Source organism: Ensifer sp. M14, from assembly GCF_003355565.1.
GTDB lineage: Bacteria > Pseudomonadota > Alphaproteobacteria > Rhizobiales > Rhizobiaceae > Ensifer.
In genome coordinates this window covers 40,411-56,993 of record NZ_QJNR01000008.1, presented here as the reverse complement: position 1 = coordinate 56,993, position 16,583 = coordinate 40,411, and the positions used below count along the sequence as shown (strand labels likewise).

Annotated in this window: 14 protein-coding genes; 9 read left to right on the top strand and 5 right to left on the bottom strand. The window is 59.4% G+C overall.

Annotated features, from left to right (window positions below; translation table 11 throughout):
* Positions 1 to 139: 139 nt before the first annotated feature.
* The 3 genes from BLJAPNOD_RS25830 to BLJAPNOD_RS25820 all read right to left on the bottom strand — a co-directional run bounded on the left by BLJAPNOD_RS25830 (position 140) and on the right by BLJAPNOD_RS25820 (position 5,429).
* Positions 140 to 3,316, bottom strand: coding sequence for an efflux RND transporter permease subunit (locus tag BLJAPNOD_RS25830; protein WP_115421949.1), 3,177 nt, complete (start codon positions 3,314 to 3,316; stop codon positions 140 to 142).
* Positions 3,313 to 4,575, bottom strand: a complete 1,263-nt coding sequence (locus BLJAPNOD_RS25825; RefSeq protein WP_115421948.1) for an efflux RND transporter periplasmic adaptor subunit — start codon at positions 4,573 to 4,575, stop codon at positions 3,313 to 3,315. Before BLJAPNOD_RS25825 ends, BLJAPNOD_RS25830 begins: the two co-directional genes overlap by 4 nt.
* A gap of 458 nt (positions 4,576 to 5,033) precedes the next feature.
* On the bottom strand, positions 5,034 to 5,429 hold the full coding sequence (locus BLJAPNOD_RS25820; protein WP_115421947.1) for a metalloregulator ArsR/SmtB family transcription factor: 396 nt from the start codon (positions 5,427 to 5,429) through the stop codon (positions 5,034 to 5,036).
* A 322-nt stretch (positions 5,430 to 5,751) separates the two neighbouring features.
* Here BLJAPNOD_RS25820 and BLJAPNOD_RS25815 point away from each other — a divergent pair, with 322 nt between their 5' ends.
* The 3 genes from BLJAPNOD_RS25815 (at position 5,752) to BLJAPNOD_RS35690 (ending at position 7,524) form a co-directional block, all read left to right on the top strand.
* Positions 5,752 to 6,018 carry a glutaredoxin family protein gene (locus BLJAPNOD_RS25815; RefSeq protein ID WP_115421946.1) on the top strand — a complete coding sequence of 89 codons (267 nt, stop codon included), beginning with the start codon at positions 5,752 to 5,754 and terminating at the stop codon, positions 6,016 to 6,018.
* Positions 6,019 to 6,031: 13 nt separating this feature from the next.
* Positions 6,032 to 7,063: a 2Fe-2S iron-sulfur cluster-binding protein gene (locus BLJAPNOD_RS25810; RefSeq protein ID WP_115421945.1), complete on the top strand. Its 1,032-nt coding sequence runs from the start codon at positions 6,032 to 6,034 to the stop codon at positions 7,061 to 7,063.
* Positions 7,064 to 7,254: 191 nt separating this feature from the next.
* The gene (locus BLJAPNOD_RS35690; RefSeq protein ID WP_343215827.1) at positions 7,255 to 7,524 is read left to right on the top strand and encodes an alkyl sulfatase dimerization domain-containing protein; all 270 of its coding nucleotides are present in this window, start codon (positions 7,255 to 7,257) and stop codon (positions 7,522 to 7,524) included.
* A gap of 233 nt (positions 7,525 to 7,757) precedes the next feature.
* Here the strand turns inward: BLJAPNOD_RS35690 and xth are convergent, their stop codons facing one another.
* A complete protein-coding gene (gene xth / locus BLJAPNOD_RS25800; RefSeq protein ID WP_077500292.1) occupies positions 7,758 to 8,528 on the bottom strand; it encodes an exodeoxyribonuclease III in 771 nt (256 codons plus the stop codon).
* A 258-nt stretch (positions 8,529 to 8,786) separates the two neighbouring features.
* Between xth and BLJAPNOD_RS25795 the strand changes: the two genes are divergently transcribed.
* Together BLJAPNOD_RS25795 and BLJAPNOD_RS25790 are read left to right on the top strand one after the other, a co-directional pair.
* On the top strand, positions 8,787 to 9,686 hold the full coding sequence (locus BLJAPNOD_RS25795; RefSeq protein ID WP_115421944.1) for a Ku protein: 900 nt from the start codon (positions 8,787 to 8,789) through the stop codon (positions 9,684 to 9,686).
* Between the two features lie 15 nt (positions 9,687 to 9,701).
* On the top strand, positions 9,702 to 10,508 hold the full coding sequence (locus BLJAPNOD_RS25790) for a Ku protein (protein ID WP_077500296.1): 807 nt from the start codon (positions 9,702 to 9,704) through the stop codon (positions 10,506 to 10,508).
* A 52-nt stretch (positions 10,509 to 10,560) separates the two neighbouring features.
* On the opposite strand, the gene ligD is transcribed toward BLJAPNOD_RS25790, so the two are convergent.
* Positions 10,561 to 13,218 (bottom strand): DNA ligase D, encoded by a 2,658-nt coding sequence (gene ligD / locus BLJAPNOD_RS25785; protein ID WP_115421943.1) that lies wholly within the window; start codon positions 13,216 to 13,218, stop codon positions 10,561 to 10,563.
* Between the two features lie 349 nt (positions 13,219 to 13,567).
* Here ligD and BLJAPNOD_RS25780 point away from each other — a divergent pair, with 349 nt between their 5' ends.
* The 4 genes from BLJAPNOD_RS25780 (at position 13,568) to BLJAPNOD_RS25765 (ending at position 16,331) form a co-directional block, all read left to right on the top strand.
* Positions 13,568 to 14,662: a YihY/virulence factor BrkB family protein gene (locus BLJAPNOD_RS25780; RefSeq protein ID WP_077500300.1), complete on the top strand. Its 1,095-nt coding sequence runs from the start codon at positions 13,568 to 13,570 to the stop codon at positions 14,660 to 14,662.
* 339 nt (positions 14,663 to 15,001) lie between these two features.
* On the top strand, positions 15,002 to 15,271 hold the full coding sequence (locus BLJAPNOD_RS25775) for a hypothetical protein (protein ID WP_115421942.1): 270 nt from the start codon (positions 15,002 to 15,004) through the stop codon (positions 15,269 to 15,271).
* An 80-nt stretch (positions 15,272 to 15,351) separates the two neighbouring features.
* Positions 15,352 to 15,549, top strand: coding sequence for a hypothetical protein (locus tag BLJAPNOD_RS25770; protein WP_115421941.1), 198 nt, complete (start codon positions 15,352 to 15,354; stop codon positions 15,547 to 15,549).
* 530 nt (positions 15,550 to 16,079) lie between these two features.
* Complete coding sequence (locus tag BLJAPNOD_RS25765; RefSeq protein ID WP_077500305.1) at positions 16,080 to 16,331, top strand: hypothetical protein; 252 nt, start codon at positions 16,080 to 16,082, stop codon at positions 16,329 to 16,331.
* The last annotated feature ends 252 nt before the right edge of the window (positions 16,332 to 16,583 follow it).

The window sequence follows — 16,583 nt, the reverse complement described above, 5'->3', positions numbered from 1 at the left end:
TTGCAAGGTCAAGTCCTGGAAATGAAGAAAATTGAGACTTGTCATTGCCACGGTTACGCCACAGCGTCCTTGGGACATGTGAAATTGAAAAAGGGCGGTGACCGCCCCCTTCCCTTGACGCTACCGGACGCCGAACCGTCTAGACGCGTGTTTCGAGCGACGGGCTGGAGGTCCCGCGTTGCTCGCGGCCGATCGCCATGCGCCGAACGATGACGTAGAAGACCGGCGTGAGCACGAGCCCGAACAGGGTGACGCCAAGCATGCCCGCGAACACAGCAATACCCATGACATGTCGCATCTCGGCACCCGCCCCCGTTGCGATCACAAGCGGCACGACACCGGCGATGAAGGCGAGCGAGGTCATCAGGATCGGTCGCAGGCGAAGCCGGGCGGCTTCAAGCACGGCGCTTAGCGGATCGACGCCTTCATCTTCCCTCGCCCTGGCGAACTCGACGATCAGGATAGCATTTTTGGCCGCGAGACCCACGAGCACGACGAAGCCGATCTGCGTGAAAATGTTGTTGTCGCCGCCCGTAAACCAGACGCCCGCTATCGCTGAAAGCAACGCCATCGGAGCGATCAGCAACACAGCGAATGGCAAGGACCAGCTGTTGTACTGTGCCGCAAGAATGAGAAACGCCAGCAGAACGGACAGTGGGAAGACGTACATGGCCGTGTTTCCGGCCTGTTTCTCCTGATAGGCGAGTTCCGTCCACTCGAAGGCCATGCCCGGGGGCAGCGTTTCCGATGCGATCCTTTCTATTGCCGCGGTCGCCTGCCCGAACGAGTATCCGGGCGCGGGGCTGCCGCTGATATCGGCCGACGGGAAGCTGTTGTAATGCATGACCCGATCCGGCCCCGAACTGTGCCTGATGGTCAGCAAGGCCGACAGCGGGATCATTTCGCCCGCCGCGTTGCGCACTTTCAGGCGACCGATGTCCTCCGGCTGCATCCGGAATGGCGCGTCCGCCTGGACCATCACGCGGTACGTGCGGCCGAAGCGATTGAAGTCGTTGGCGTAGAGCGAGCCGAGATTGACCTGCAACGTCTCGAAGATGGTGTTGAGCGGCACACCTTGCGACTTGGCCTTCACCCGGTCGATGTCCACCTGCACCTGTGGTGCATTCACCTGGAAGCTCGCGAGCATACCGGCCAGTTCAGGCGTCTGCATCGCTCTGCCCATGATGGCACCCTGCGCCTGCGCCAGCGCCTCGAAGCCAAGCCCCGCCCGATCCTCGATCTGGATCTTGAAGCCGCCGGTAGCACCGAGGCCCGGAACGGGTGGTGGCGGGAAGATGCCGGCAAAGCCATCGGGGATCTCGCTGAACTTGCCCATCAGGCGACCTGCGATCGCAAAAGCGGACAAGGAAGGATCCTTGCGCTCGTCAAAGGGTTTCAGCATCGTGAAGATCACGGCGGCGTTCGGAATATTGACCATGCCGTTGACGGAAAGGCCCGGGAAGGCGACGACGCTTTCCACGCCCGGTTCTGCAAGCGCGATCTGCGACATTGTCTTGACCACCGCCTCGGTCCGGTCAAGCGAGGCTCCGGTCGGCAGTTGGGCAATGCCGACAAGGTAATACTTGTCCTGGGCCGGTACGAACCCGTTCGGCACCGTCTGGAAACCCATCCATGTCATGCCGACGAGGCCGGCATAGCCGAGCAAGACGATCACGCTGAACCGCACCGCGCGGCGAACCGACCAGACATAGGCATTCGAGGCACTGTCGAAGAAACGGTTGAACAGCCGGAAGAACCAGCCGAAAAGGCGGTCGATCGCGCGGGTCAGGAGATCGCGTTTCACATCTCCATGGTGCGGCTTCAGGAGCATGGCTGCGAGCGCGGGGGAAAGCGTGAGAGAATTGACGGCCGACAGGATGGTCGAGATTGCGATCGTGAGCGCGAACTGCCGGTAGAATTCCCCTTGCAGCCCGGACAGGAAGGCCGACGGAATGAACACGGCCGACAGCACCGACGTAATGGCAATGATCGGCCCGGTCACTTCGTCCATCGCCTTGCGCGCCGCCTCCTTCGGCGTTTCGCCAAGCGCGATGTGACGCTCGACGTTCTCGACCACCACGATGGCGTCATCGACCACGATGCCGATCGACAGGACGAGGCCGAACAGCGACAGCGTGTTCAGCGAAAAGCCGAACATGTACATGAAGGCGAATGTGCCGACCAACGATACCGGCACCGCAACCAAAGGGATGATCGAAGCGCGCCAGGTCTGAAGGAAGATCACCACCACGATCACGACCAGGGCGATCGCTTCGAGCAATGTCACCACCACGGCCTCCAGAGAGGCCTGGACGAAGACGGTCGGGTCGTAGGCGATGCGATATTCTACACCCTCGGGAAATCCCTTCTGGAGTTCTTCCATGGTGCCGCGAATGGCGCTCGCCACGTCGAGTGCGTTGGCGCCGGGGCTCTGGATGATCTGCATCGCCAGCGCCGGTTTGCCGTCGAGAAGACTGCGCAGGGCGTAGGAGTCGGCACCGAGTTCGATGCGGGAAACATCCCGCAGCCGGGTGATCTGGCCATCGGCGCCCGTCTTGAGGACGATGTCGCCGAATTGCGCCTCGCTGGAAAGTCTGCCGAGGGTGTTGACCGTAACCTGAAGCGCTGCCGAGGCATCCGGCTGCTGGCCAACCGAGCCGGCGGCCACCTGAGCGTTCTGCTCCTGAATTGCCGCAACGACCTCGGAGGCGGTCAGACCACGCGCCGCCACCTTGGCCGGATCGAGCCAGACCCGCATCGAGTATTCGCCGGCCCCCCAGACCAAGACATCACCGACGCCCGAAAGGCGCGCAAGCTGGTCGCGCACCTGCAATGTGGCGAAGTTCGAAAGATAGAGAGGATCATAACGATCGTCGGGCGAGACGAGATGCACGACCATCAGGATGTCGGGCGAGGTCTTCTGCGTCACGACGCCGATGCGCTGCACTTCCTGCGGCAGACGCGGGAGCGCGCGCGAGACGCGGTTCTGTACCTGGATCTGCGCCATGTCGGGGTCGGTGCCTTGCTGAAAGGTCACCGTCAGCGTCATGCGGCCGTCGGTTGCCGCCTGGGAGCTCATATAGAGCATGTTGTCGACGCCGTTGATCACCTGCTCCAGCGGTGCGGCAACCGTTTCGGCAATCACCTCGGGATTGGCGCCCGGATAGTTTGCGGTGACCTGTACCGTGGGCGGCGTCACCTGGGGATATTCGCTCAATGGCAATTTCAGGAGCGTCAGGCCGCCACCGATCAACATCAAGACCGACAGGACGACCGCGAAAATGGGACGGTCGACGAAAAACCGTGGAATATTCATCGACGCGCCTCCTGCGCTTCGGCCGCCGCCTGGTCGCCACCGGCCGAGTGGCCGGGAAGCATCGAAATCATCTGCGGATCCACGTGCATTCCGGGCCGGACCAACCCCTTGATAATGATCTTCTCTCCCGGTTTGAGCCCGCTTGTCACAACGCGCAGACCGTCGATGATCGGTCCGAGTTCGACCGGGCGATACTCGGCCTTGTTCTCTGGCCCAAGCGCCAGAACGTAGCGGCGGCCCTGGTCGACCCCGATTGCCTGGTCGTCGATCAGCACGGTTCGGGCCGGCTCCGAGGTCACCAGATTGACCCGCGCAAAGAGCCCCGGCGCGAGCCGACCATCCGGGTTCTGCAAGATGGCGCGGGCTCTTATCGTGCCGGTGCCGCGATCGACACGGTTGCCGATGAAATCGAGAACGCCGACATGGGGAAAGCCGGCATCGGTCATGAGGCCGAGCTGCACGGGCAGTTTCTCGGTTGCGTTTTCGCTCTCGCCGGGGCGGGCGCGCGCAATGAAATCGAGAAAGGTTGCTTCGTCGATATCGAAATAGGCGTAGAGGGGGTTCGTCGAGACAATCGTGGTCAGAAGCGTCGATGCGCCGGCATTGCCGCCGGCAACCAGGTTGCCTTCGGTGACAAGCACGCGATCGACCCGCCCGGCAATCGGAGCCGTGACGCGCGTGAAGGAGAGATCGAGTTCGGCGGCGGCCACGGCCGCCTTGGCGATTTCGACCTGCGCCTGCCGCTGGCGGCGCGTCGCCTCGGCATCGTCATAGGTCTTGCGCGACACCGTGCCGTTCGGAGCCAAAGATTCGGCTCGCCCGAATGCGATGTCGGCGTGATCGAGCAGAATCGTGGCCTGCTTCAACTGGGCCTTGGCGGCATCCAGCGCTACCTGGAACGGTCTGGGGTCGATCTGGAACAGCAGTTGACCCGGACGAACGAGACCGCCTTCCGGCACGCTCACGACGTCGATGGCGCCGCCGACACGCGGGCGCAGCTCAATGGTCTTTGCTGCTTCCAGATGACCCGTGAACTCAACCGAAGGCGCAACTTCGCGCAAGATAACCTCGGCGACCGGAACCTGGGGCGTGGGCGCTCCCGCGGCTCCGGCCGCGACTGCCTCGGACACACTGGCCGACGAGGCAAGTTCAATCAGGCGACTGGCATAGGGTCCCGCTTCGTCGCTGTTGATAAGGGCAAAACTGCCCCCGGTGACGGCGACACCGGCTAAGAACAGGAGGGCGGCTTTCTTACTCATTCTCGTTCACCTTCATTTGTGCGCGCTCCGGGCCCTGCAGACGGCGGCAGCGGTCAATTCGTTGACGAAGGTGCGGTTTCCAACGATGGAAAGGTCAAGGCCCTGAAAAAGTTATTTCCGAAGAGGTGCTTAACGGGTCGGCTGCGGCGACGGCCTCAACCGATTTCGCTCCCGGAGCGTCGGGGCCGGAGCACATTTCGATTGCGCCTGTTCGGCGAGAACAGCGATGCGCTGACCGGTAACGCCGAGGATGCCTGTGACGAGGATCAGTCTTTCAGCGCCAGAACACAGTCTACGGTCTGGTGAAATGATAGCTAGTAGGGTAGCGCGCGAAAACGCCACGAAATGGATCAGGCGAGATGAGGCTGTCGGCTGCCGCTTTTGCGCTGCAAGACCTGAAGAACACCCTCAGGGCTGATTCAATTGCATGCATGGGTAGCCGGAGTTCTTTGGCCGGCTCACTCGTCCGCATGATCTTCCGAGACATGCGTCGCCATGTCCTGCAGCACCTGGCTGACGTGCTGATCGGCGATCTCGTAGAATATCTGCTTGGCCTGCCGCTCGCCCTTGACCAGGCGCGCGCCTCGCAACAAGCGCAGGTGATGGCTGACAAGGGACAGCGACAGATCCAGTCTCTCGGCGATGTCGCCCACCGATATCGGCCCGGCCAGACAGCTCAGGAGGATCTTCAGTCGCGAAGGATCGCCAAGCAGCCGGAAGGTTTCCGCCAGAATTGTGATCTCGTGGTGGGACAGAGAGGAATGATCCAGGGGCTCATCGAATACCGCTGTTCTGACCCGATTTGCGATTTCGCTCTGCTTTGCAGCAACTGCCTTTGGCCTACGAGGGGTCATGCACTTGAACTACCTGTTGCAGGGACGAAGCTCGCGGGCTCTTTCAGAGCGAGAAACAGGTCCACGTTGATATGTCGAGCCCCAATCTAACCAAAGAGTGAGCAATCACAACACACGACGGTGTCGCAACTCCGCATTCCGATGTTCGCTGATCAGTGATGGCCGAATTCGTCCCGCCGAAAAATATCATCGGAATGCAAATCACCCCTTGACCTTACAAGCGCTGGAGGCCGCAGCCTGTCGGCCATGTTGCTCAGCTTGGCCGTTCCCAGGGCCGACCGGCTGCGAGCGAAATCCTGTCGAATTCACAGAGAGGCAAAAAATGACCGAAGCCAAGCAACCGCACATCCTGATCTACACCGCACCCAACTGCCCGGATTGCCGCGCGTTGAAAAGCTGGCTTCTTCGGGAGGGCCTCGCATTTGACGAGCGCGATCTTTCTGATTCCGAGATCGCCAAGGAGGCGAAGGCGCGCACCGGATTGAGGGTAGCACCCATCACGATCGTCAACGATGAGGTTCTCTACGGTACCTTCGACAGCCAGAAGCAAGCGCTCGTAACGGCGCTTTGTCTGTCGAATGACGTCTGAAGGAACCTTTGACATGACAGCCAAATTCGTTGAAGTCCGGACGGCCCGGACAAGCCTTGCAGTCCAGGTCGGGCAGACCATCCTCGACGCAGCACTCAAAGCCGGAATTCCCTATCCGCATGGCTGCAGGTCCGGCCGCTGTGGCGCCTGCAAATCTCGGCTAGTCGAGGGAGAGGTGGAGCTTCTTCAGCATTCCCGCTTCGCGCTGACCGATGAGGAGAAAGCCGATGGACTTATCCTTGCTTGCCGGGCGCTTCCAATAACGGGGACGGCCGTGGCTTGGCTTGGCAGCGACGACGACAATGCCCTCCAGCCAGCGCGTCGATTTAAAGGTATCGTGACCAAACTCGATGATCTCACCCACGACATCAAACTCGTCCGGGTCGCGACGCAGGACGAGGTTCCCTTGCTCTTTACCGCAGGGCAGTATGCCCAGGTCAGCTTCGATGGTGTGCCTGCCCGCAGTTACTCCATGGCAAATGGCCATCGCGAGGACAGTCTGGACTTCCACATCCGCCGCGTTCCACGAGGGGTCACGTCGCAACATGTGCACGGCATGCTGAAGCCCGGCGACACGGTAATCCTTGAATTTCCGCTGGGATCTTCATACCTGCGCCAGCATCATTCCGGACCCATCCTGTGCATTGCGGGCGGCTCTGGGCTGGCACCCATCAAGGCAATCGTCGAAACCGCACTCGCCCACGGCATGAAGCAGCCGATCCATGTCTACTTCGGTGTCCGGGAAGAACGCGACCTTTATCTGGTCGAGCATTTCCAGGCGCTGACCAATCGGCATCCCAATCTCAGCTTCGCGCCGGTGCTTTCCGAGGCGCAGCCCGGGCATTATCGGACCGGCTTGGTGACGCAGGCCGTCGGAGAGGATTTTTCCGACCTTGACGGCTGGAAAGCGTACGTGGCCGGCCCGCCGCCGATGGTCGATGCGGCAATGGCAGTAACTTTTGCACGGGGACTGCGCGCCAAAGACATGCACGCCGACGTCTTCTTTACCCCGCACGCGCAGCTCGCGTTGGCTCCTGGAGTGTGACGCCACGACCCGCGATCCCAAGACGACGCGGCCGCGGCCCCAGGAAATCGGCGCAAGAAGGCAACCAACCGAGCGCGATTACAGCATCGTCATCCGGGCGGGCCAGACGCCCCCCACCGCTTTCCAGATCCTATGTTGCCGCTGCGGCGCAAGCAGCCGCCTGAGCTTGAAGGCCTGGTTTAACAACGGTTATTGCGGGAGCCTTAAGCACAATTCCCGCAGTCTATCAGCGTTATTTGGGTTTTAATGATGCCAGTCCGACAACACTCGACCAATTGCCTCCAGAGGATGCGGCCAAGAAGTACGTCGAATACATGGGCGGCGCTGCTTCAATCCCGCAAATCGCGAGAGCGGACTTCGAGATGGGCGAACACCGCTGGACAGCCGCGGCGCTGAAGCATGTCATTTTCTCCGATCCGCACTACACGGTTGTTCGCGGACGCTATGAACACATAGCCTAGGCCGAGTCCGGACCTGGCGCTCGGTCTAAGTGCAAGGCGCCTTCGAGCTCCGCAACGGCGTACCAGGCGGCCGGCGGCCTGAATACGGCGAGCCCAGACACGATCAAAGCCATGACGCCCCCAAGTGACGTTTGACTACCTTGCAGGGCCGCCGGTGGCGCGCCATACGTTCCGCTCGATACATTATGCGAGCTTTTAGCCCAGCTGAGCGGGCTTTAATCGCGCGAACGAAACTAAGCCAATTCGATCCACACCGGCGCGTGATCGCTGGTGTGATCCCAGCCTCTGACCGATTTGTCGACCTTTGCACGTTTCAGACCGGCTGCCAGCTGCGGACTTAACAGGAAATGGTCTATGCGCAGCCCGGCGTCGCGTGCAAAGGCGTTCCGAAAATACTTCCAGAATGTGTAGATCTGCTCATCGGGGTGGAGGTATCTCAGCGCATCCGTCCAACCCTGGTCCAGCAGGCCAGCGTAGGCCGCCTTCACCTCCGGCCTGAACAGCGCATCGTCGCGCCATCTCTCGGGCTTGTAGACGTCGAGATCCGTAGGCATCACGTTGAAGTCACCAACGAGTGCAACGGGGATTTCGAGTTCGATCAACTGTGCGCCGTAGTCATAGAGCCGCTCGAACCAGCGCAGCTTGTAGTCGAACCTGGGGCCTGGTGCCGGATTGCCGTTAGGCAGATATAGGCATCCGACAATGATGCCATTCACTGCCGCTTCGATGTAGCGGCTTTGGCTGTCGTCGGGATCGCCGGGAAGGCCACGCCGTGTTTCCACCGGTGTTTCCCCGCGGGCGAGAATGGCAACGCCATTCCAAGACTTCTGCCCATGCCAAATCGCACCGTATCCGGCTTTCTCGATTTCCCGGTAAGGAAACCTGTTATCAGGCGCTTTCAGTTCCTGCAGACAAACGACGTCCGGTGCAGTTTCATCGAGCCAGCGCAAGAGCACGTGGAGACGGCCATTGATGCCGTTCACATTGTAAGTGGCAAGTCTCACAGGGTTTGATCCATGCTTGTGCGCCGTTCGCGCCCGGTAGCTCGCTCCATTTCTTCCTCGGTCCGGAGCGAAGCGTTCGGTTCCGTTCTACAACGCGCGCGACGGGGATTAGATGCATTGAATCAGGTGGCTAAGTCCAATTCGAAAGACGGGCGGCCCAAAAGCGCTGGATTCATAAAAAAGGTTTCGCTGTATCGGGGAACGATTTGCCGCCTCATCAGTTGAATGGCGTCGGGTTGCGCGAGGAGAACTGGCGTTATGGCTGCCCCCAGAGCGAATTGGAAAGGCTTCATCAAGTTCGGAGAGGTTGCCTGCGCCGTGGCGCTCTACACAGCAGCATCGTCGTCCGATCGTGTGGCTTTCAACACCCTCAACCGGAAAACCGAAAACCGCGTCAGACGCGAATTCGTCGATAGCGACACGGGCGATCCAGTCGAGCGTGAAGATCAAGTCAAAGGCTACGAGACAGAAAGCGGCCAATATGTGGTGCTGGAACCGGAAGAGGTTGCTGCAGCGGTCCCAGACAGCGACAAGACGCTGAAAATCGAAGCCTTCATTCCCTGCTCGCAAATCGACACGACCTACTTCGACAAGCCCTATTATCTGGCACCGGACAAAATGGGCATGGACGCCTTCATGCTGCTCCGCGACGGCATGAAGAAAGAAAATGTTGCCGCCATCGCCCACACGGTTCTATTCCGCAGGATGCGCACAGTTCTTATCCGCCCGCATGGAAAGGGATTGATCGCATCGACCCTCAACTTCGACTACGAAGTGCGCTCGGCCGTCAAAGCCTTCGAAGACGTTCCCGCCTTGAAGATCGAAGGCGAGATGCTCGATCTTGCCGCGCATATCATCGAAAAAAAGAAGGGCAGTTTCGACGCCGCCGCGTTTGACGACCGTTATGAGGCCGCTGTCGTCGAACTGGTCAAGGCCAAGCTCGAAGGGCGTTCGCTTCCCAAAAAGAAGGCGCCCGCCGCTTCGAAACCGGGCGATCTTCTCAAAGCTCTGCGCGAAAGCGCTCAAATGGGCGCAAAGACGCCAAAGACAAAACGCGCCGCCGCAAACGCCAACAAGGGCGCGGCTCGTGAGAAGCCTGCCAAACCCGCCGCAGCCAAATCGAAATCCGCCTCAGCGCCAAAACGGCGCGCCAGCTAATCGGAGAATGCGTCCATGGCAGTTCGCCCGTACTGGAAGGGCTATCTCAAGCTCTCGCTGGTCACTTGCCCGGTGCAGATGATGCCCGCCATCTCCGATAACGAAAAGGTCCGCTTTCACACGTTGAACCGTGAGACCCAGAACCGTGTCGTCAGCCACTATGTGGATTCGGTTACCGGCGAGGAAGTCGAGGAGGACGATCAGGTCAAAGGTTATCAACGGGGAGAAGACGAATACCTGGTGCTGGAAGATGAGGAACTGGAGAATGTCGCATTGGACAGCACCAGCACGATTGAAATTTCGACCTTCACACCGCGCGATAGCATCGAATGGATCTGGTTCGATACGCCCTACTATCTCTCTCCCAACGACCCCGTCGGCGAGGAAGCGTTTTCCGTCATCCGCGATGCGATGGAGGCCAAGGATATGGTTGGGATCTCCAGGTTGGTCATCACGCGGCGCGAGCGCGCCGTTTTGCTTGAACCGCGCGGTAAGGGCATCGTTCTTTGGACTTTGCGCTACGGTGACGAAGTGAGAGACGAGGATACCTACTTCGCCGATATTGGCGACGCAAAGGCCGATCCTGACCTTATGCCCCTCGTCCAGCAACTCATCAAAAAGAAGACCACGGAGTGGAATCCGAAGCTGGTGGTCGACCCCGTCCAGGACCGCCTACTCGACATCATCAACGAAAGAAAGAAGCACCTGAAAAAGCCGGGAAAGGCCAAGACAAAATCCCCCGAGCCTGAGCCCAGCAACGTCATCAACATCATGGACGCCTTGCGTCGATCCGTTGCTGCCGAAACTCGATCGAAAGAATAGCGCGCAAACGTTCTCCAAGCCTAGCGCTCTTCGCGGCCCCTCCATCCAATTGTCAGGACGTCGCCTTCACCGCTTTCGCCAACCGCTTGATCGCCTGTTCAAGCGAACGCTGGCTATCGCAATATTCCTGCCAGGCCGTACTCGCCTTGATGAGCTTCGGTGCAGTCCGGATGGTAAAACGCTTCGGATCGAGCCCCGCTTTGACCTGGCTCCAGTGGAGCGGCATCGACACCGTTGCGCTCGGCCGAGCCCGCGGCGATAGCGGAGCGACTGCGGTCGACATCCTGTCGTTGCGAAGATAATCGAGGAAGATGCGCCCCTCGCGCTGGTTCTTCGCCATCTTGATCAGATAGAGGTCCGGATTGTCGCGGGCCATTTGCTGACAGACATCGCGGGCGAAACGCTTGGCCTCGTCCCAGCCCAGTTTCCTGCCGGGCGCGATTGCCAAGGGTGTCACCACGTGCAGGCCCTTGCCGCCGGTTGTCTTGCAGAAGCTGATCAGCCCAAGCTCCTCGAGCCGGTCACGGATTTCTCGCGCTGCGTCGACAACGGTCGAGAACTCGACAGCTGGACCCGGATCGAGGTCGAACACAAGGCGGCCCGGCACTTCAGGCTGCCTGGGCTCGCAGTTCCAGGGATGCAGTTCAACACCGCCGATCTGGGCGATGGTCGCCAAGCCCTCGACTCGATCAATCTGCAGATAGGGCTTCTTGTCCCCGAACACGGTGACGAGTTGCAGCAGGTTCGATGTTCCGGGCATGGCATGTCGCTGGAAGAATTGTTCCCCCTCAATGCCATCCGGCGTGCGTATGATCGAACAGGGACGCCCCTTGATATGATCGATCAGCCAGGACCCGACAGCTTCATAGTAGCCGGCCAGATCGCTTTTTGTGACTGGCGCGCCGTCGCCTCCCTCAGGCCATAGCTGTTTTTCCGGGCTGGAGATCATGACGCCCATGACTTCCGCCTTATCGCCTTTGCGCGGACGATTTGCACCCGGCTTTGCAGTTGAGGGATCGGGCAGGTCAGTTCTTGAAGGCGACGCCGGCGTTTGCGCTTCCACATCGGCTGCCGGCTTGTCTTCGCGCAGTCCCTTGAAAGCGGCCTGTCGCACCTGGCCATCGGCCGTCCACCCGGCGAACGCGATTTCGGCAACAAGTTCTGGCTTCAGCCAGACGATATCAGGGTCGTTCCTAGGTGCCCCGATGCCTGTGAAAGGCGACCTGATGGCCTCCAGTTCCTGGAGCTTGGGCAGCAGATTCTCCACAGTCTTGGCGCCAAAACCAGTCCCAACCCGCCCAACATAGACGAAATGCTTGCCGCGGTTGACGCCAACGAGAAGAGAGCGGAACCTACCCTTGGTCTTGGCATAGGCGCCAATGACGACTTCGTGACCGCCCCTGCATTTCGATTTCGCCCAGGTGTCGGTTCGACCGGACTGGTAGGCCGCATCCGCCTTCTTCGAAACAATTCCCTCAAGCGACAGCCGGCACGCCGATCGCAGGACTGCGTCGCCGCCTGTTTCAAAATGCTCGACGAAGCGCAGACGGACATCCCCACCCGCATCACGCAGCGTTTCTTCCAGTCGCTCCTTGCGTTCAGTCAGTGCTATGTCCCGCAGATCCTCGCCGCCGGCAAAAAGAAGATCGAATGCGAAATACACGAGTGCATCGGTTTTGCCTTCGGAAAGCGCTGCCTGAAGAGCGGCAAAATCCGGTGCTCCGCGCTCGTCGAGTGCGCAGATTTCGCCATCGATTATGGCATCAGGAAGGGCGCCTGCGGCCTTGGCGATCGCCGGGAACTTGCCCGTCCAATCCAGCCCCTTGCGGGTCTTCAGGGTTGCCGCACCATCCTGGATGCGCAGCTGAATACGATACCCGTCAAACTTGATCTCATGGATCCAGTCTTCGCCAGCCGGAGGCCGCGCCAGCGTTTGGCAAAGCTGTGGCTCGATAAACGGAGGCATATTAGATTTTTGCCCTTTGGCGGCCCCCGACTTTTTCGGAACCTTGGTCGTGGCGGATTTGCGTTCCGCAGCGGCTAGGCCCTGGTTGCTGTCCCAAACAGCGTCCGCATCGACCGTGGCATCCTTTACCATGAAAGGCTTCGGCTTTCTGCCCTTGCCCGCTGCAATCGCGTCCATCGAGCGTCCCGAGGCGACCGATGTATCATTCTCCTCAAGGATCGCCGCACCGTTCTTTTCCATGGAAAAATCGTCGTGATGTTTGATCAGGAGCCAGTTGGATCGCGTGCCACCGTCCCGATCGTGGCGCATCCGCACGAGCACAAAGCTGCCATTCATCCTTTTGCCGTCCAATTTGAACTTGAGATCCCCCTTGGCGAGCGCCTCCTCTGGCGTCCGACTGCCCTCAGGCTGCCAAAATCCGCGATCCCACACCATTACGGTGCCGCCGCCGTATTGTCCCTTCGGAATGGTGCCTTCGAAATCGCCATAATCGAGCGGATGATCCTCAACCTCCACCGCCAGGCGTTTGTCGTGCGGATCAAGCGAGGGTCCCTTGGTCACGGCCCAGGATTTGAAGACACCATCGAGTTCGAGCCGCAGGTCGTAGTGAAGCCGCGAGGCGTCATGTTTCTGAATGACAAATCTTCGCCGATTGGACGAATTCAGCTTGGCCGATCCGCTCGGCTCTTTGGTCTGATTGAAGTCGCGCTTTTGTTTGTACGTCGACAGTTTGTCACTTGCCATGGCAGTCCCTCACGCCGTTCGCCAGCCGCATCCGCTGTTTTGGGGTGGTTGTCGCGCATCAAATGTCTTCGCCGCTCACGTCCTGTCAGATTTTGAGTGTCCAGCGTAGAGCCTACGCGGGGAAGAAGCGACATGAGCACGATTGGTTCCTTCTCCCTTAAAAAGATGTCACGGCACTCGACGGCGGAAACGGAAGGTTGGACACAAAGGACCTATCCGTGCTGCGCACCGCTTCAGACCGCTTTCCCCTCCATATGGATTTGGAGTGGCGGCTGCTTTTCTCCGACGTCTGCTCACATGCATCCATTCGGGGGCTGGAACGTTAGACCTTCGAACGAAGCGGAGCTTTATGTCGGTGCAACGCAAGACGATAGATCCCACAACTGTGATTGCAATCAGCGGGGTGGCGCTCGCCCTCCTTTGCCTGGTCGTGTCGAAACACCCTGCAGCAAATGCGTGGACTGTGACCCGCCCACATGGCGAAGATCCGGCTCAAGATGACGCGCATGGCCGCTTGGCGATGATCCCAGAAGAAATTCCCGCGCCGGGTTTGCGAGACGTTTTTTGGCGAGTGATGCAGGAACTATCACAAGATCGCGTCGCGTTCGTCGCCGCCGGAGTCGCCTTCTATCTGCTGCTTGCCTTGTTTCCAGCACTTGCCGCTCTTGTTTCCCTTTACGGATTGATCGCCGATCCCGCGGCGGTTTCAGATCACATGCGCGACATGGCCGGCGTGCTTCCCCCCGGAGCTTTCGACATCCTTGCCGATCAACTCCAACAACTCGTTCTAAGACGGGAGACTACGCTTGGAGTTGCCTTCTTCGTCGGTCTCGCCATTGCCATCTGGAGCACCCACAACGGCACTCTGGCAATATTCGACGCGATGAACGTTGCCTATGAGGAAACGGAAAAACGCGGTTTCATCAGGCTAAATATCGTAGCGCTGGCATTTACAGTCTGCGCGATGATCGCTGCAATTGTTACGATCGGCATCGTAGCGTTACTTCCCGCCGTTCTAGAATTTGTCTGGCTCGATCCGTGGAAAGAAACCTTGGCCCTCATGGTCCGCTGGCCACTCTTGCTGGCTTTGGTGTTTTCGGGGATGACAGCGATTTACCGCTTCGGTCCAAGCCGGCAACCAGCCAAGCTCAGGTGGCTGACCTGGGGCGCGGTTCTAGCCACCGCAGGGTGGCTCCTCATGGCGTTTGCATTTTCATGGTACGTCGAGGCATTCGCCGACTACAACGCAGCCTATGGTGCATTGAGCGGGCTCGTCGGTCTTTTGATGTGGATATGGCTATCCATATGCGTCTTGATCGTTGGCGCTGAACTCAACGCGGAACTCGAGCACCAGACAGCCAAGGATACAACAACCGGCCCAGCCAGGCCCTTGGGAACGCGTGGCGCACACATGGCTGATACGATCGGAAGGTCGGTGCACTAATTTGCTTGCTCGAGGCAAGTAGGAACAAAGCCTTCTGGTCGTTACTCCAACCGCCTGCGGTTCAGTCGGCCACAGGCTTGCGGAATGGTGTTCGTCGGTTGACGTCTCCCGAACGCGCAGGTGGGCCTCTGCACCCGTCGAGTGCGCGTGGCTCAGCAGGTTTCCCTAGCATGACATGTCAAAGTTAATTGCGACGTCTTCCGAACGCCTCTTAAATTCCTTGAGGATGCCGGGAGGCCTGAGTTGGCTGGCAACGAGAAGCGGCTGCGCTGCTGCAGGAGCGAATGTTAGCCCGATCTATCGCATGCAGAAGGTATCACACTGCAGGCCGAAATCGCTGTGGCGGTCGAAAAGGTTGTCGTAAAGGCGCTCGCGCGCACGGACCTTGCCACGGCCGAAGCATTGCGACTGTGGTCGAAGGTGGGAGAACTTTTCACCAAGGCACAGACAGTAGGGCGTGACATGGGCAACGGTCAGGCCGACCCGGAATCCATTCGGGACTTCGAGGCCATCAAGGATATCTATCTTGCACTCCATGGGCTGCTTGATGCCCGTCTCTCTCTGATGGCCGGTCTAAGACCGACAGGACCGTCCAGAGGCCTTCACTGACCGCGAAAAGGCTTTTCGTCCCTTATGGCAAATGGTGGAGACGAGGTGAGCGCGTCGAACTCGATAATGGGAGGTGGATCATGTCGCTAACCGATACCAAGAAGAACATCGGCACGGGTTTCCGTGGTTGGAACGCGCGTTACGATCTCGAGGAGTTCATAGAGGACTACCACCTCGCGCCTCTGGAGGCGCGCGAGATTTTTGCTCGCATCGGTCCTTACAAGGTGGACCTGGACCAGGCGATGAAAGCCCGCGCTCAGACGATCGCCAAGAAGTAAACCAGCGCCGGCACCCTCTCCACGCGCAGGGGCTCGGTGTCGCTCTTCCTGCACCTCGACGATGGTGGCGCCGGCTTGTCACCGCAGCCATGCGCCGGTTAAAATCTCCAACCACGACTAAAGCTGGCGGCGACGAAATGACGAAGGCCCGTCCGCTCCCGCGCGCGATATCGATGTCTCGAAAGCGCACGCCGTCAAATTCGCTCCTCATTCTGCCGATCGCAATTCTGCGGGCGAAAGTGGGGATCCATCCGACCGTTCGCGACCGGCCTTAGGAACAATACCCGACCACTCTTGCGACCCGGTTTGAGCGGGCTTCTGTGCGAGTGGGTTTCCGATGTGGACTGAATGGCTGTGCAGTAACTGTGCGACAGCTTCAAAAAAATGAGATGCCCGCCCGGCCGCGGAGCGTGGGCGTTTCTCGACAAACTCTGTCTGAACGGTTGCAAAATGTGGGGAACCGATTGTGCGTTGTGCCGTTCACTCCTTGTGGAAACCGGCATCGTGCCGGCGAATGGAGAACCATCGTTATGTTGAAACCAATCGCTACTCTCGCCTTTGTCGCCGCCTTGGCCTCCCCTGCATTTGCACAGACCAATGTCGTCTGTGACGAGGCGTCGATCATGAGGGCCGAACAGCAGATCGCGCAGATCAACGACGGCACCAAGAAAATCGAGTCTGCCAAGGAGTTGACCATGGCAAAGGACGCCATGACGGCAAATGACCTGGAGAAGTGTAAGTCACACCTGGGCAATGCGATCAAGGGCATGGATGCCATGTAGAACCTGACGCGGGGCGGCGTTCTGTCTCCCCGCGTTCGCTTGTGCAGAACCTTTCGGGAAGCCCTCCGACATGGCGCAAAATATTGCGGCACAACAACAAGAGACACTCTTCTTCTCTGTCAGCGACTGACTTCGAGGCGGTTTATAATCTGAGCGCCAGCCACGCTCTGAAGCTCTGCACCCGCTTCGGGCCGATGCAATCGAAGCTCGATACGTTAACGCACGTTGTTCGCCAGGGAATAAACTCGATGC